This is a genomic window from Bacillus sp. 220_BSPC, assembly GCF_001054655.1.
In the GTDB taxonomy this organism is placed as follows: domain Bacteria; phylum Bacillota; class Bacilli; order Bacillales; family DSM-1321; genus Peribacillus; species Peribacillus frigoritolerans.
On sequence record NZ_JVPL01000109.1, the window covers coordinates 1 to 15301 of the forward strand.

Below are 15301 nucleotides of genomic sequence, written 5' to 3' on the forward strand. Positions count from 1 at the left end.
GTCTCCTTAGACACGCTTTTCCCGCAGGATTCTCGCACACCCGCTCCAATCAATTTTGTTATTACATTTTAGATTGAGTCTCTTTTCAAAAAAAAAAACCGACCTCTAGGGGCCGGTTTTTTTCTTTTATTCTTCTTCAGCTTCTTCTTGGTCAAGGAATGTATTTAACATTTCTTCGACAAGATCCCACTCTTCTTCTGTTTCGATCGGTGTAAGTTCACCATCTTTATTATCTTCGCTCGGTACGAATGATGAAGCGTGGATTTCAATTTCTTCCTCTTCATCTTCTGCAGACATCGGATAGTAAAGTACATAAGATTTGTTGAATTTATCTGAGTCGAATGTGAAAAGGATTTCGCAAAGCTGCTCGTTTCCGTTTTCATCTACTACTGTAATGTTGTTTTCGCCGTGTTCCATTTGTATTCACCTCATATTGAATTTGTTTGTCTGTCCAAGAATCCTTGCAGAATCATGACAGCTGCCATTTTATCAATGACTTTCTTGCGTTTGCTTCGGCTCACGTCCGCCTCAAGAAGGACACGTTCAGCCGCCATAGTTGTCAACCGTTCATCCCAGAGAAACACCGGCAGCTTGAATTTGTTTTCTAATCGTTTAGCGAAATCTTGGCTGATCTCGCCTCGCGGTCCAACAGTCCCATTCATGTTCTTAGGTAAACCGAGGACAATTTTAGAAACATCATGCTCTTTTATTATTTCATTGAGGCGTTTAAAGCCGAAGTCATTTCCAGCTTCGTTAATTTTGATCGTTTCCAATCCTTGTGCAGTCCAGCCCATCGCGTCACTCAGGGCGACGCCGATGGTTTTTGAACCTAAATCAAGTCCCATTGTGCGCATTAGTATTCCTCTCGATGGTTCTTAAGATACGATTTAACCAATTCTTCGATGATTTCATCGCGTTCAAGCTTACGAATAATGTTTCGAGCATCCATATGGCGCGGGATGTAGGCCGGGTCACCAGATAATAGATAACCGACAATCTGGTTTATCGGGTTATAACCTTTTTCCTGAAGTGCAACATACACTTGAGACAATACTTCTTGTACATCTCTTTCGAATGGTTCTTCGGGAAAATTAAATTTCATCGTTTTATCAAAGGAACTCATTAACATGCACCTCTCCTCAGCGTCCAAATCCACTATTACCTACATTGTACAACACTTTCCATTGATTATGAAATCGATAAGACCCATTCTTCAACAAAATTAAGTGCTGCGTCCAATTTTTCAGGGTCTTTTCCGCCGGCTTGGGCCATATCTGGACGTCCGCCACCGCCGCCGCCGCAACGGGAAGCAACTTCTTTGACCAATTTACCGGCATGGAAACCGCGGTCGATGTAATCCTTGGTCACCCCGGCAATCAAATTGACTTTATCGCCTTGGGCAGAACCTAATACGATAATGACAGAATCGAGCTTTTGTTTCAAATCATCCGCCATGGCACGCAGATTATTCATGTCGGTAGCTTGAACCTTCGCCACCAATACTTGAACACCATTTACGTCTTTTACGTTAGAAACAAGGCTGCTTGCTTCAATATTACTTAATTTTGCAGTAAGGCTTTCATTCTCACGATGAAGATCCTTCACTTCAGCCAGTACCGTTTCAATTCTTGAAGGTACGTCTTTCAAGTTCGTTTTCAATTTAGCAGCCGCATCTTTCAGGACACCGATTTGATCGGTCATCAATTTGTACGCCCCGGCACCCGTTACCGCTTCTATACGGCGAGTCCCTGCACCGATGCCGCTTTCGGAAACGATTTTGAATAAGCCGATCACCGCTGTATTCGGAACGTGGACACCGCCGCAAAGTTCCAAGCTGTAATCGCCTATTTGAACGACACGTACAATCTTGCCGTATTTTTCGCCGAACAAGGCCATTGCGCCCATAGCCTTGGCTTCTTCGATGTTTTTATAGTCCGTATTCACTTGTAAGCTTTGCCAAATCTTTTCATTTACAATCGTTTCGATTTGTTCAATCTCTTCCGCCGTTATCTGGCCAAAATGAGAGAAATCGAAGCGAAGGCGCTCAGCCTGTACGAGTGAACCCGCTTGGTTGACATGTGTACCAAGCACATCTTTCAACGCCTGATGCAGAAGGTGCGTCGCTGTATGGTTTTTCGTGATATGGATGCGATTTTCTTGATTTACCGCAGCAACGATATGGGAATCTGATGTTAATGTGCCGGCAGTAACTGTTACACGGTGCAGATTTTGGCCATTAGGAGCTTTTTGGACATCAAGGACATCGACCTTCACCGATTCACTTGCCATCGTTCCTATATCGGCTATTTGTCCGCCGCTTTCCGCGTAGAAAGGAGTCTTGTCCAATATCACTTGAACTTCTTCTCCTTCTTGTGCCTCCGTTACAAGCTCGCCATTTTGTATGATGGCCGCAACTTTGGCTTCGACAGCAACTTGATCATATCCGACAAATTCACTTTCAACTTTAATATCGCCCAATACCCCGCCTTGGATTTGCATGGAATCAACATCTTGACGCGCTGAACGTGCACGTTCACGCTGTGCATCCATCTCTTTTTCAAATCCAGCTTGATCGACCGTCATGCCTTCTTCTTCTGCATATTCTTCCGTTAACTCAATCGGGAAACCATATGTGTCATATAAACGGAATGCATCGCTGCCCGGAATGGTCGTATTGCCTTTTTCCTTTTCCTTTTTAATGACCTCAGAAAGGATGGACAGTCCATCATTCAGGGTTTCATGGAAGCGTTCCTCTTCATTTTTGATTACTTTTGCAATGAATTCTTTATTCTTGAGGACTTCAGGATAGAAGTCTTTCATGATTTCACCGACGACCGTCACAAGCTCGAACATGAATGGTCGGTTGATGTTGATTTGCTTAGCATATCGAACCGCTCTGCGAAGTAAACGGCGCAATACATAACCTCGGCCTTCGTTGGATGGAAGAGCCCCGTCACCTACTGCAAAGGCTACCGTACGAATATGGTCGGCAATGACTTTGAATGCCACATCTTTTTCTGTATCAACACCATATTTCACATCGGATATCTCTTCGACTGCGCGGATGATTGGCATGAATAAATCTGTATCATAGTTCGTCGCCACATCTTGAACGACGGAAGCCATACGCTCAAGGCCCATCCCTGTATCGATATTTTTCTTTGGAAGCGGTGTGTATGAACCGTCCGGATTATGGTTGAATTGAGAAAATACAAGATTCCATACTTCCAGATGACGTTCATTTTCCCCACCCGGATATAGTTCCGGATCATTCGGATCATCGCCATATGCTGGTCCGCGGTCATAGAAAATCTCCGTATTCGGACCGCTTGGACCTTCCCCGATATCCCAGAAGTTTTCTTCCAGGCGAATGATCCTTTCAGCAGGTACACCGATTTTTTTATTCCAAAGTTCGAATGCTTCATCATCTTCAGGATGGATCGTCACAGCCAATTTATCTTTGTCGAACCCAATCCATTTTTCATCGGTCAAAAATTCCCATGCCCATGTGATGGCTTCTTCTTTGAAATATTCACCAATGGAGAAGTTTCCGAGCATTTCGAAAAACGTATGATGACGTGCCGTTTTCCCCACGTTTTCAATATCGTTTGTTCGGATCGCCTTTTGAGCATTCGTAATCCTTGGATTTTCAGGAATCACCCGTCCATCAAAATATTTCTTTAACGTCGCCACCCCGGAATTGATCCAAAGCAATGATGGATCTTCATGAGGAACCAATGACGCACTTGGTTCGATGTTATGTCCTTTTTCACTAAAAAAGTCTAAATACATTTGGCGGATTTGAGCACCAGTTAAATACTTCATATATATATCCTCCTTTTAAAAATTATGTAATTTTGAGCACACAAAAAACCCCCATCCCAAAAACAGGGACGAGAGTTGACTCGCGGTACCACCCTGATTATGGACGCAGGAATTCATCCCAGGCCCATCACCTTCATAAAAGCCTTAACGCGGCGTGACGGCAGGTATTAGCTGCTCTCAGGACTAGCTTTCTGCTGCTCTTCACCTGGCAGTCCCTTTCAGCCTGGGGGACCCCTCTCTTTAGATGGACTTCAGCATACTTCATCCTTCAACGAATTATCTTATGTTATGGATTATATTCACAAGACTTTTATTTGTCAATAAGAGGCGGCTTCTTTCTAAAGTGAACGCGGGCATGAAGTACAAAAACTTTCAACACAGCCAAGATGGGAATCGAAAGGACCATGCCGACGATACCGCCTATTTCTCCTCCGGCCAATAATGCAAGCATGATGAACAGCGGATGCATATGAAGGCTTTTACCGACTATTAGCGGCGACAGGATATTTCCTTCAAGAAATTGAAGGACAAGCACGATGACCGCGATGATCAACACCATTTTAACTGACATTGTCGCGGCGATGACCACCGCAGGAATGGCCCCAATAATCGGCCCGAAATACGGAATGACATTCGTTATTCCGATTATCGCCCCCAAAAGAAGCGGATATTTCATTCCGGCTATCCAGAAGAGCAGCGAGGAAATCAAACCGATCACGACACAGACGATGATTTGTCCGCGGATATAGCCGCCAAGCGACGCATCGACATCACGAACGAATGCCCGTCCCTGATTGCGCCATTTTTTCGGGGTCATATACCATGCCATTTTTTTTAAAACGGTGAAATCTTTCAGGATATAGAAAGCAACGAATGGAATCAACGCAATCAGAACGATGAAATCAATCATCTTCATTGCATACTCCATCGCCTTTTCCGGTATACGCTTCAGCCAGCCTTCGAAAAGGGTGACACCCTCTTCGAATCTTTCATGAATTCCGAACGGCCAGGCCGCCGTTTGATGATTGAGCTTATCAATCCTGCCCCGGTACTGTTCAACCAGTTCCGGCACGCTTTCCGACAGCTCGCGAACCTGGCTGACGATCACCGGAATCCCTTTATAAACGGCAAAACCGATCCCACCGAAAAACAACAAATAAATGATTGTGATCGAAAGCCAGCGACGCATCCCTTTCTCATTCAAATATTCCACTACAGGGTGCAGCAAGTAGCTGATGAACGCACCGATCAAAAAGGGCAGCAGCACCGTCACACATACAGTAACGGCAGGTCCCCACATGGGCTTAAGTTTCATAAAAATATAGATGACGAAAAATAAGAGCAATAAAAAACCCAGGCGATAAAACCACTTTAGCCGAATACTCACAATAAACACCCCCCGCTCATTTATTCTTCGAAAGGCGGAAGGTTTTCATACATAAAAAAGAGTGCCCTCATTATCAGGACACCCATTCCTGCTATAATAATGACTTTAATCTTTTGCGTATTTTCTTCATGTTCCGTTTGATCATCTTCGAGTTCATCAAGTCCGAACCCATATTCATTAGAGTATTGCGTGAACGTCTAGCCATTGCAAACACCTCTTCCGTTATTTACATACCGAAGCGGCGGTCGTTTTCCTCAAACAAATCGTCCAATGAGCTTAAACTTCCATCTTCCTCGACTTGGTGCGTATTGATGAGCCCTTCGGACAGAGTCATTTCAATAAAGCAATTCCAACAATAATATTGATTTACGCCAATCTTCCCAACATCTTTACTTCGGCAATTCGGACATTTAATTTCCAAAATGGACACCTCACTGTTCATAAACTGAAACAATGATGGTGTCCTTCCCTAATGCAGGCGGCTGTTTTGATTCTATCACTGTCGACTCCGAGAAAAACCCATCCGTTGTTTCATACGCTATAATCGTGCCCATTTTTTCCTTGAAATATACATCCTGCAGTAAACCAAGTTCTTCGCCCATTTCTGAAAGCAGCATGCGTCCCAATAATTCGTCCTTCGATAGGCAAATGGAATCCGCAGGCACTTTCCTTAAGGTTGAATCTTGCTGGCTGATAACGATCCCATCTGGACCGAATGAAGAAATATCGTCAAGTTTCAAATGAAAAGCTCTTTTGAACAATGCTTGCTGATGAACGACCAACCCCGTTACCTGTCCCATTTCAGAAATTGATAAATCGTGGACCGTGCCGATTCTATCTCCTTTGATTGTAAAAACCGGCATTCCTTTCAATAAAGAAAACGTCCGCAAGGTCATCCCGCCTTTCCGAACATTTTTATTATCTCTTTACTACTGAAAATAGATGTGCTGAAAGGTTTTCCATTGTTGGTCCAACACAGGGGGCCATACATAAAAAAAGACCGGTTTCCCGGTCAGATCCACCTGTTTTCACCAGCCCCTGCTGGCACCTCCGCCACCGGAACTTCCTCCGCCGCCGCCCCGTGGACCGCCGCTGCCGCCTCCACGGCCGCCGCCGCCTCCGCGACTTATGAATATCAAAAGGATATTGATGAGCGTTTGAAGGAAAAACCCTTTAAAGAACTTGGCATCGAGGATGAATACGATGATGACGACGATGATAATGAGGAAAATCTGTAAACCTGATGGCTGAAAGGTTTCTGACTCGGGCTGAACGGAGAGATCTTGATAAAACTCGTCACCTAGGTTGTATTCTTTCGTGACGTCGTTATATACAGCCTTATAGGTCTCCGTCAGGGCAACATCATATTTACCCTCTTTCAGCGCGGGGATAGCCACATCATCCAAAATCTGTCCAGATTTTATATCGGTAATGGCCCCTTCCAAACCGTACCCCACTTCAATACGGATTTTCTGTTCTTCCATGGCCAGCACGATGAGGACTCCATTATTCAGCTCGGCATCACCAAGCTTGAATGATCTCAATGCTTCGACCGAGTACTCCTCGATCTCGGATCCTTCCATCGAATCAACCGTCAAAACGGAAATTTGTGCTTTTGTGGCATCATCCAATCGTTTCCCAAGTTCGATGAGTTCGGATTTTCCCTGTTCATCCAGGACTCCGGCGAAGTCCTGAACATATATATCCCCAACTGGTTCAGGAATGTTAGGTTGTGCTGCGGCCACGTTTGCTAAACTGAACGTAAGAATGAAGAATAGCGCAAACACAGCAAGTTTTTTCATTATTTATCGCTCCCGAAATCAACCTTTGGCGTTTCTTTTTCTTGATCGGTCACTTCAAAATACGGTTTGGCATCAAACCCGAACGCTCCTGCCATCATATTCTTCGGAAAGCGTTTAATCATCTTATTATAGTTGGTAACTTCATCATTATAGTCTTTTCGTGCTACCGTCAGCCGATTTTCCGTTCCTTCCAAACTATCCATGAGACCCTTAAAGTTCTCATTGGCCTTTAAGTCCGGATAGTTCTCGACAACAACCAAAAGACGGCTCAAGGCCCCGCTCAATTCTTGATCGGCTTCAATCGCATCTTCGGTCGAATTGGCACCTGCCAGCTTCGAGCGTGCATCACTCACCGCTTTAATGGCTTCCGTTTCATGCGAGGCATAACCCTTCACCGTTTCAACAAGATTCGGAATCAAATCCGCTCTTCGTTTTAATTGGTTATCCACCTGTGACCATTTATTATCGACGTCTTCACTGGCACTAACAAGTCCGTTGTACGAAGATGCGCCATAAATGACCAGTAAAACGACAACGACTATCCCGATTATCCAACCTTTTTTCATCAAATCCCCCCTGCTCACATATAAGTTATATCCTTATTAGTTCTACCAAAACCATGAATTTTAAACAAAATTAATCAAAAAGAACCTACATGAAATCATATGGCGTGACATTCTCCATCCCGATCATCGGGTCAGCATGCATAAGAATATCAAGATAACTTGCCTCTTGATGTACCTCTCCCTTTTCAACCGGCATTTCTTCCTCACTCAAGATCTCCCGCAGCTTTTCACGCAAAGTCGTTTTCCGGCGCATCTCATCATTACGCTCGATACCTAAACGGAATGCATCTTCTTCACCACATAGGATCAAGAAATTTTTACTGCGGGTAATCGCCGTATACAATAAATTACGGCGGAGCATCCGGTAATAACTTTTCACTACAGGTAAGATGACAATGGGGAATTCGCTTCCCTGCGATTTATGGATGGAGCAGCAATAGGCATGTGTAATCTGGTTCAAATCCTGTTTCGTGTAAGTCACTTCGATGCCTTCGAACGATATGATCACTTTATCGACAGAATCGGTATTTTCTTTAGCGAACAATATGGACACGATTTCCCCCATATCGCCATTAAAGACACCCTCCTCTGGCTGGTTCACCAGTTGAAGCACCTTATCTCCGGTTCTATATATCACATCTCCGAATTTTATTTCCCGCCGCTTTTCATTCGCATTGCTATTGAACACTTCCTGAAGCATTTTATTCAGTGCATCAATTCCGGCAGGCCCTCTATACATGGGAGCCAGCACCTGTATATCTTTGGCCGTGAAGCCTTTCGTCCTGGCATTGGCAACCACTTTCTCGATTACTTGGGGGATTTGATTGGTTTGGCAGCGAATGAACGATCGATCTTCCTGCTGTTTCGTGACATCATCCGGAAGCCTTCCTTTTTTGATTTCATGGGCCAATTCAATGATCGATGACCCATCAGCTTGACGATATATATGTTCGAGACTGACAGTCGGTACACAATTCGATGCAAGCAAATCCTTTAAAACCTGCCCAGGGCCAACAGATGGAAGCTGATCTTCATCACCAACCAATATCACTTGGACATTTTCCGGCAGAGCTTTAAACAATTGATGGGCCAGCCACGTATCCACCATCGAAACCTCATCGATGATCACGATACGGCCATCCAGCTGATTATCCTCATCATGGGAAAAGCCCTCACTCCCGTTCCACCCCAGCAAACGGTGAATCGTGACTGCGGGGAGCCCGGTCGATTCAGCCATCCGTTTCGCCGCACGCCCGGTAGGAGCCGCAAGTACGAATGGAAAGGGATCGCTTCCTTCTTTTTTATAATCGTTAATGTCCATGGATACACCATGCAGCTCTGCATATAGCTCAACGATGCCTTTGATGACTGTCGTCTTACCGGTACCCGGTCCCCCCGTCAAGATTAACATCGGTGATTGCAGGGCTGTCTGGATCGCTTCCTTTTGAGCCGGGGCATAGGAAACATCCAGCCGCTCTTCCAGCTCACCAAGTGCCAGCAAGAACTCAGATTCGGGGAACTGGTCCTCATACTCGGTTTGAGCAAGCAGCCGCTTGATGTTCATCACGATTCCCTTTTCCGAATAGAAAAGCGAAGGCGGATAAATTCGTTGATCCTCGACAACTATTTTCCCCTCTTGCGTCAATTCGATTATTTCCGAGGAAATGTTGGTGAACTCAATGCGATCCCGTTTATTTTCCTCCAGCAGCCGTTTGACCGCTTCCAATAGCTGCTCGGCTTCTATGTAGATATTTCCGTCCTGGAGGCATTGGGATTCAAGTGTATACAAGCACGCAGCCTTGATTCGGTCGGGGTGGCTGCCGGAAATGCCCAGCTGATGCCCAAGCTCATCCGCCCGTCCAAACCCAATCCCTTCAATATCCTCGACGAGCTTATACGGATTTCCCTGAACCATCGTGATTGTATCCTGCTTATACATTTGATAAATTTTCATCGACAGCTGCGGACCGAAGCCATATTGATTCAGGGCGATCATCACCTGCTCCAGACCTTGATGTTCGACTAATGTATCATAGAGGCCCTTTGCCTTTTCCCCTGATAGCTTCGGGATATCATCAAGCAGCGAAGGCTGAGCCAGAATTTTTGAAATGGCCTTTTCACCCAGTGTCTCAACAATGCTTTCAGCTGTTTTTTTCCCAATGCCCTTGAAAAGGTCACCTGATAAATAACTGACGATGCCTTCCTTGGATTGAGGCAAATCCTTGCGAAAATGCTTTACATGGAATTGAAGGCCAAAACGCGGATGTTCCTTCATGGCCCCATAAAAAATATAGATTTCATCCTCATGCATCCTTGGAAAATAACCTGTTACGACCGCTTCCTTCTCTTCATAATTCAGATTCGTTTCATGCACACGAATTCTAACAACCGAGTACATATTTTCTTCATTATGAAAGATCGTCACTAAATGACTGCCTTTCATGAACTTTTTCTCTTCTGAAAACAAATCCAACGAATCTTGCTGGCTCAACGCTTCTCCCCACCTTTCCATGCATATGCTTTTTATTTACTCAGCATTCATCTCTTCCAACAGTTTCTTACCGTGCGCAGCAAGCATATGGTCAGGCTGTGCTTCCAAAGCCTTATCAAAATAAACCATCGCGGCTTTCGCATCCTCACGATACCCTGCAAACGCAACGCCTAAATTATAATAAGCATCCGCATGGCCCGGATCCTGTTCCACAACTAAATTCAGTTGATTGATCAATTCATCATACAATTCCGCATTAGCAAGACATAACGCATATTGGAATCTCGCATCAACATCCTCAGGGCTCAGCTCCACCGTTCTCTGCAGATAAGGCATCGCCAATTTCGGTTGATCCAATGCCATCAATGTCAATCCAAGCATGAAGTAAGCATCGCTGTTATCCAGTCCCAGACGGATGGCCTTTTCAAACATATCCTTCGCTTCGACCAGTTTAGAATCGGATTCATAATATAAGTTTCCTAATGAATAGTACGCCGCTGCTGCATTTTCATCCAGCTCGATCGCCTTTTTGTAAAACTTGACCGCTTTATCCGTTTCACCCACGGCAGTCAATACATTCCCAAAGTTTATGTAAGCAACAGGCTCATTCGGATTTTCCTCGATCGCCTCATTAAAAACTTTCGCCGCTTCTTCGTATTTCCCTTGCTGCATAAATTCAATACCTTGTTGATTCTTATCCATATCCATTCACACTCCATTTTTATATTAAAAAGTATAGCATAAGCCAGTGGTCGAATTCAGGCGGTCACCCGCAATCCAAAAGAAGTCCCCAACCGCAAACACAGCTGGGGACATGATTATTTTACCCTACGTAAGTCAGTTTTTCACCTTTTTTAAATACTTCATCAATCGTACCGCCGCCAAGGCACACTTCACCATCATAGAAGACGACTGCTTGTCCAGGTGTGATCGCACGGACTGGCTCGTCAAAGATGACTTCGACATCACCATTGTCCAAGACCTTCACCTTAACACCGCTATCGTCTTGACGGTACCTGAATTTTGCCGTGCATGTAAATTCATCAGCAGGCGCATGTTCCGCTACCCAGCTGACATTCACTGCACGAAGGGAATTGGAATACAGCACATCATTATCAAAGCCTTGACACACATACAGTACATTGCGCTTCAAGTCTTTTCCCGCAACAAACCAAGGATCGCCGCTGCCGCCAATTCCCAGACCGTGACGCTGACCGATCGTGTAATACATCAAACCGTCATGCTTGCCCATAACCTTGCCATCCATCGTGACCATATCACCGGGCTGAGCTGGGAGGTAATTGCTTAAAAACTCTTTGAAATTGCGTTCACCGATAAAACAGATCCCTGTAGAATCTTTTTTCGTTGCCGTGGCAAGACCCGCTTCTTTCGCCATTTCACGGACTTCCTTCTTATCAATATGTCCAAGCGGAAACATGACTTTTTCCAACTGTTCTTGAGTAAGCTGGTTCAAGAAGTACGTTTGATCTTTATTATTATCGACACCGCGCAGCATTTTGTATTCGCCATCCCGGTATTCAACCTGTGCGTAATGACCTGTAGCCACATAGTCGGCACCAAGGCTTACCGCATGTTCAAGAAAAGCCTTGAACTTGATTTCCTTATTGCACATTACATCCGGATTCGGGGTACGGCCCGCTTTATACTCATCCAGGAAATAAGTGAAAACTTTATCCCAATACTGCTTTTCAAAATTGACCGCATAATAAGGGATGCCGATTTGATTACAAACGGCAATTACATCATTGTAATCTTCCGTTGCCGTACAGACTCCGTTTTCATCTGTATCATCCCAGTTCTTCATGAAAATCCCGACCACATCATAGCCTTGATTCTTCAATAGCAGGGCTGACACAGAAGAATCCACGCCTCCTGACATACCCACGACGACGCGGGTGTCCTGTGGTGCTTTTCTCATTCTGTCACCTCATTTATTTAAAGTAAGAATTATCTTCTCACTAATCTATTAACGATTTTAACGGTGGTTTCAGCCGCCTGCCTTACTTCCTCTTCCGTGTTGTTCAGACCGAAGCTGAAACGAATCGAATTCTTCGTCCGCTCCGAATCTTTCCCGAACATCGCCACAAGCACATGCGACGGATCGATTGACCCGGCAGTACAAGCGGATCCGCTCGATACAGCAACACCTGCCAAGTCCATATTTACGAGCATCGATTCCACATTCGTACCCGGAAAACTGACATTCAGCAAATGCGGCAGCGACTGTTCCATGGATCCGTTAATTTCATATTGTACATCCGCCTCATCAAAGACGGCAAGCAATACGTCTTTGAATCGCTTGTATTGCTCCTTTTTCTTTTCCATCGTGCTCTGTGCAATTAAAACAGCTTCTGAAAAACCGGCAATTGCCGGCACACTCTCCGTACCAGCACGGCGCTTGCGTTCTTGTTCCCCGCCATATAAATGCGGATTCAGCTTCAATCCTTCACGAATGTAAAGAAAGCCGATTCCCTTGGGACCGTTGATTTTATGAGCGGATACACTCAGCAAATCCACACCCAACTCACGAACGTCGATGGAGATCAAACCATATGCCTGAACCGCATCCGTATGGAAAATGGCTTGATGACCCTTGAGCACCTGCCCTATTTCAGCAATCGGCTGGATCGTACCCACCTCATTATTGCCGAACATGACCGAAACCAAAATCGTGTCATCCCTCAATGCCGCCTTTAAATCGGCAATTGAAATAAGCCCCGCCTCATTCACAGGTAAATATGTGACCTCAAAGCCAGACTTCTCTAGGTATTGGCAAGTATGCAAGACCGCATGATGCTCAATCTCCGTCGTAATGATGTGCTTCCCTTGTTCTTTATAAGCATTCGCAACACCAATGATCGCCGTATTATCAGCCTCGGTTCCGCCGCTCGTGAAAATGATTTCATTCCGCCCGGCACCGATGCTCGCTGCAATACTCGACCGCGCCTCATCCAAAACATGCCGCGCCTCCCGTCCGAAAGCATGAATGCTCGACGGATTTCCGAAATCATTGCTCATGACCCTCATCATCGTATCGATCACATTCGGATGCATCGGTGAAGTCGCAGCATGATCTAAATATATTCTGTCCACTTTTTTGTCGCCTCCATTAAAAAACGCAAGCGCCTACATAAGAGGCGCATTGCTGATCAATTAAATATAGTACATATAAGAATCGATTTCACCCGTATCCTTGTAGCTCGCCAAATCCATAAGCGTCGTATTATCCAATACATCCTTCACGGCATCGCGAATCCTGATCCAAAGCTGACGCTTCACCGGCTCTTCATCCTCGATTCCCTCAACAGGCGTAATCGGCCCTTCCAATACACGAATGACATCACCCGAAGTAATCTCCTGAGGATCTTTAGACAGGACATACCCGCCATAAGCACCGCGGACACTCTTCACCAACCCCGCATTACGAAGCGGCGCAATCAACTGCTCCAAATAATGCTCCGACAGATTATGCGTCTGGGCAATCGACTTCAAACTCTTCGGGCCTTCTCCATAATGTTTAGCAAGCTCGATCATGATCGTCAAACCATAACGGCCTTTAGTAGATATCTTCATACATATACACCTCAAATTATTTATCCGTTTCTAAATTCTTTTGAAATTATAGCATATTCCCGCCGGAAATGCATTCACCCGCCCTTCCTTTGTCAAATTATCCTAATTGGAGAGGTAGGAAAAGTGAAAATAAAGAAAACCGTTCGAGGGGCATGATCGAATTATTCGCTCGTGAGGCTAGCTCGATTGATAACCCTACAGCACACATTAAATTCCCAAAGAGACTGCCATAATAGGAAATCACCCTCTTTTTATAGCATAATCAGCGCATTTCCCCCATCAGTTGTGATACCTTATATAAAAAGGAGAGGTGCGCAATGAATATTAAACCGCTTGCTTTCCGGATGCGGCCTCGATCGATTGATGAGATCATCGGGCAGGAGCATCTGGTCGGTGAAGGAAAAATTATCGCAAGGATGGTGAAAGCCAAGCAGCTTTCTTCCATGATCCTGTATGGTCCCCCGGGAATTGGCAAGACATCTATAGCAAGTGCGATTGCCGGAAGCACGAAGTTTGCGTTCCGGACGCTGAACGCGGTGACCAATAATAAAAAGGATATGGAAATCGTGGCAGCCGAAGCTAAAATGTCCGGTAAAGTGATTCTGCTGCTTGATGAGGTTCATCGACTCGATAAGGCGAAGCAGGATTTCCTATTGCCTTATCTTGAAAACGGGATGATCACCCTGATCGGTGCAACGACCAGCAATCCCTATCATGCCATCAACCCGGCCATCAGAAGCCGGTGCCAGATTTTCGAACTCAAATCATTGGTAACCGATGATATAACCAAAGCGCTGGAACGGGCACTTCATGATGAAGAGCGGGGACTTGGTGCGTATAAAACCGAGGTCAGCTATGATGCCCTTACCCATTTCGCGACTGCTTCGAACGGGGATGTCCGCAGTGCCCTTAACGCACTTGAGCTCGCCGTCATTTCCACAGAACCCGATGAGTCCGGATCCATTCATATAGATCTGCAAATTGCCGAGGAATGCATGCAGAAAAAAAGCTTCTCGCATGACAAGGATGGAGATGCCCATTATGATGTCCTGTCGGCTTTCCAAAAATCCATTCGCGGCAGTGATGTGAATGCAGCCCTTCATTATTTGGGTCGCTTAGTCGAAGCCGGCGACCTTGTAAGCATCGCCCGCCGCTTGGTAGTCATCGCTTACGAAGACATAGCTCTGGCCAATCCCCAGGCTGGCCCCAGGGCCCTCGCTGCCGTCGAAGCCGCTGAACGACTCGGTTTCCCTGAAGCCCGGATCCCACTTGCCAACTCAGTCATCGAGTTATGCCTATCACCAAAATCGAACACGGCCATTGTCGCAATCGATGCAGCTCTATCAGACATTCGCAGCGGCCATAGCGGCGATGTACCAGATCACCTTAAGGATGCCCATTACAAAGGGGCCACAGAACTAGGCCGCGGCATCGACTACCTTTATCCGCATGACTACGAGAATGGCTGGGTGAAACAGCAATACTTACCGGACAAACTGCGCAGCAAAAAATATTACAAACCGAAAAAGAGCGGGAAATTTGAACAAGCCCTTGCCTCGGTCTATGAAAATATCGAGAAAAAGAAATAACTCCGGATCACTTCAAATCCGGAGTTTTTTTATTGAAAACTTTCAAC

The 15301-nt window shown here is 45.4% G+C and carries 15 protein-coding genes; 1 reads left to right on the forward strand and 14 read right to left on the reverse strand.

Features of this window, described 5'->3' with window-relative positions:
- Positions 1–126 precede the first annotated feature (126 nt).
- The 14 genes from ADA55_RS07205 to cymR form a co-directional block, all read right to left on the reverse strand.
- Positions 127–417, reverse strand: a complete 291-nt coding sequence (locus tag ADA55_RS07205) for a DUF1292 domain-containing protein (RefSeq protein WP_034308630.1) — start codon at positions 415–417, stop codon at positions 127–129.
- Between the two features lie 11 nt (positions 418–428).
- Complete coding sequence (gene ruvX, locus ADA55_RS07210) at positions 429–854, reverse strand: Holliday junction resolvase RuvX (RefSeq protein ID WP_034308633.1); 426 nt, start codon at positions 852–854, stop codon at positions 429–431.
- Positions 854–1123, reverse strand: a complete 270-nt coding sequence (locus ADA55_RS07215) for an IreB family regulatory phosphoprotein (protein ID WP_034311358.1) — start codon at positions 1121–1123, stop codon at positions 854–856. The genes ruvX and ADA55_RS07215 overlap by 1 nt, the downstream gene beginning before the upstream one ends.
- A gap of 65 nt (positions 1124–1188) precedes the next feature.
- Positions 1189–3825: an alanine--tRNA ligase gene (gene alaS, locus ADA55_RS07220; protein ID WP_048681246.1), complete on the reverse strand. Its 2637-nt coding sequence runs from the start codon at positions 3823–3825 to the stop codon at positions 1189–1191.
- A 310-nt stretch (positions 3826–4135) separates the two neighbouring features.
- Entirely contained in the window at positions 4136–5212 is a 1077-nt protein-coding gene (locus tag ADA55_RS07225) for an AI-2E family transporter (protein ID WP_048681249.1), read from the reverse strand.
- 226 nt (positions 5213–5438) lie between these two features.
- Positions 5439–5654 carry a hypothetical protein gene (locus tag ADA55_RS07230; protein ID WP_034311361.1) on the reverse strand — a complete coding sequence of 72 codons (216 nt, stop codon included), beginning with the start codon at positions 5652–5654 and terminating at the stop codon, positions 5439–5441.
- A complete protein-coding gene (locus ADA55_RS07235) occupies positions 5644–6102 on the reverse strand; it encodes a PRC-barrel domain-containing protein (RefSeq protein ID WP_048681252.1) in 459 nt (152 codons plus the stop codon). Before ADA55_RS07235 ends, ADA55_RS07230 begins: the two co-directional genes overlap by 11 nt.
- A 138-nt stretch (positions 6103–6240) precedes the next feature.
- Positions 6241–7014: a TPM domain-containing protein gene (locus tag ADA55_RS07240; protein ID WP_048681254.1), complete on the reverse strand. Its 774-nt coding sequence runs from the start codon at positions 7012–7014 to the stop codon at positions 6241–6243.
- Positions 7014–7583, reverse strand: a complete 570-nt coding sequence (locus tag ADA55_RS07245) for a LemA family protein (RefSeq protein ID WP_372464783.1) — start codon at positions 7581–7583, stop codon at positions 7014–7016. The genes ADA55_RS07240 and ADA55_RS07245 overlap by 1 nt, the downstream gene beginning before the upstream one ends.
- 82 nt (positions 7584–7665) lie before the next feature.
- Positions 7666–10071, reverse strand: a complete 2406-nt coding sequence (locus tag ADA55_RS07250; RefSeq protein ID WP_048681263.1) for an ATP-dependent RecD-like DNA helicase — start codon at positions 10069–10071, stop codon at positions 7666–7668.
- A gap of 36 nt (positions 10072–10107) precedes the next feature.
- Positions 10108–10773 carry a tetratricopeptide repeat protein gene (locus ADA55_RS07255; RefSeq protein WP_048681430.1) on the reverse strand — a complete coding sequence of 222 codons (666 nt, stop codon included), beginning with the start codon at positions 10771–10773 and terminating at the stop codon, positions 10108–10110.
- Between the two features lie 121 nt (positions 10774–10894).
- Positions 10895–12010 carry a tRNA 2-thiouridine(34) synthase MnmA gene (gene mnmA, locus ADA55_RS07260; RefSeq protein WP_048681267.1) on the reverse strand — a complete coding sequence of 372 codons (1116 nt, stop codon included), beginning with the start codon at positions 12008–12010 and terminating at the stop codon, positions 10895–10897.
- Between the two features lie 29 nt (positions 12011–12039).
- Positions 12040–13185, reverse strand: a complete 1146-nt coding sequence (locus ADA55_RS07265) for a cysteine desulfurase family protein (protein ID WP_048681270.1) — start codon at positions 13183–13185, stop codon at positions 12040–12042.
- 60 nt (positions 13186–13245) lie between these two features.
- Complete coding sequence (gene cymR / locus ADA55_RS07270) at positions 13246–13665, reverse strand: cysteine metabolism transcriptional regulator CymR (protein ID WP_034308657.1); 420 nt, start codon at positions 13663–13665, stop codon at positions 13246–13248.
- 323 nt (positions 13666–13988) lie between these two features.
- Between cymR and ADA55_RS07275 the strand changes: the two genes are divergently transcribed.
- Positions 13989–15254 (forward strand): replication-associated recombination protein A, encoded by a 1266-nt coding sequence (locus ADA55_RS07275; RefSeq protein WP_161798616.1) that lies wholly within the window; start codon positions 13989–13991, stop codon positions 15252–15254.
- Positions 15255–15301 lie beyond the last annotated feature (47 nt).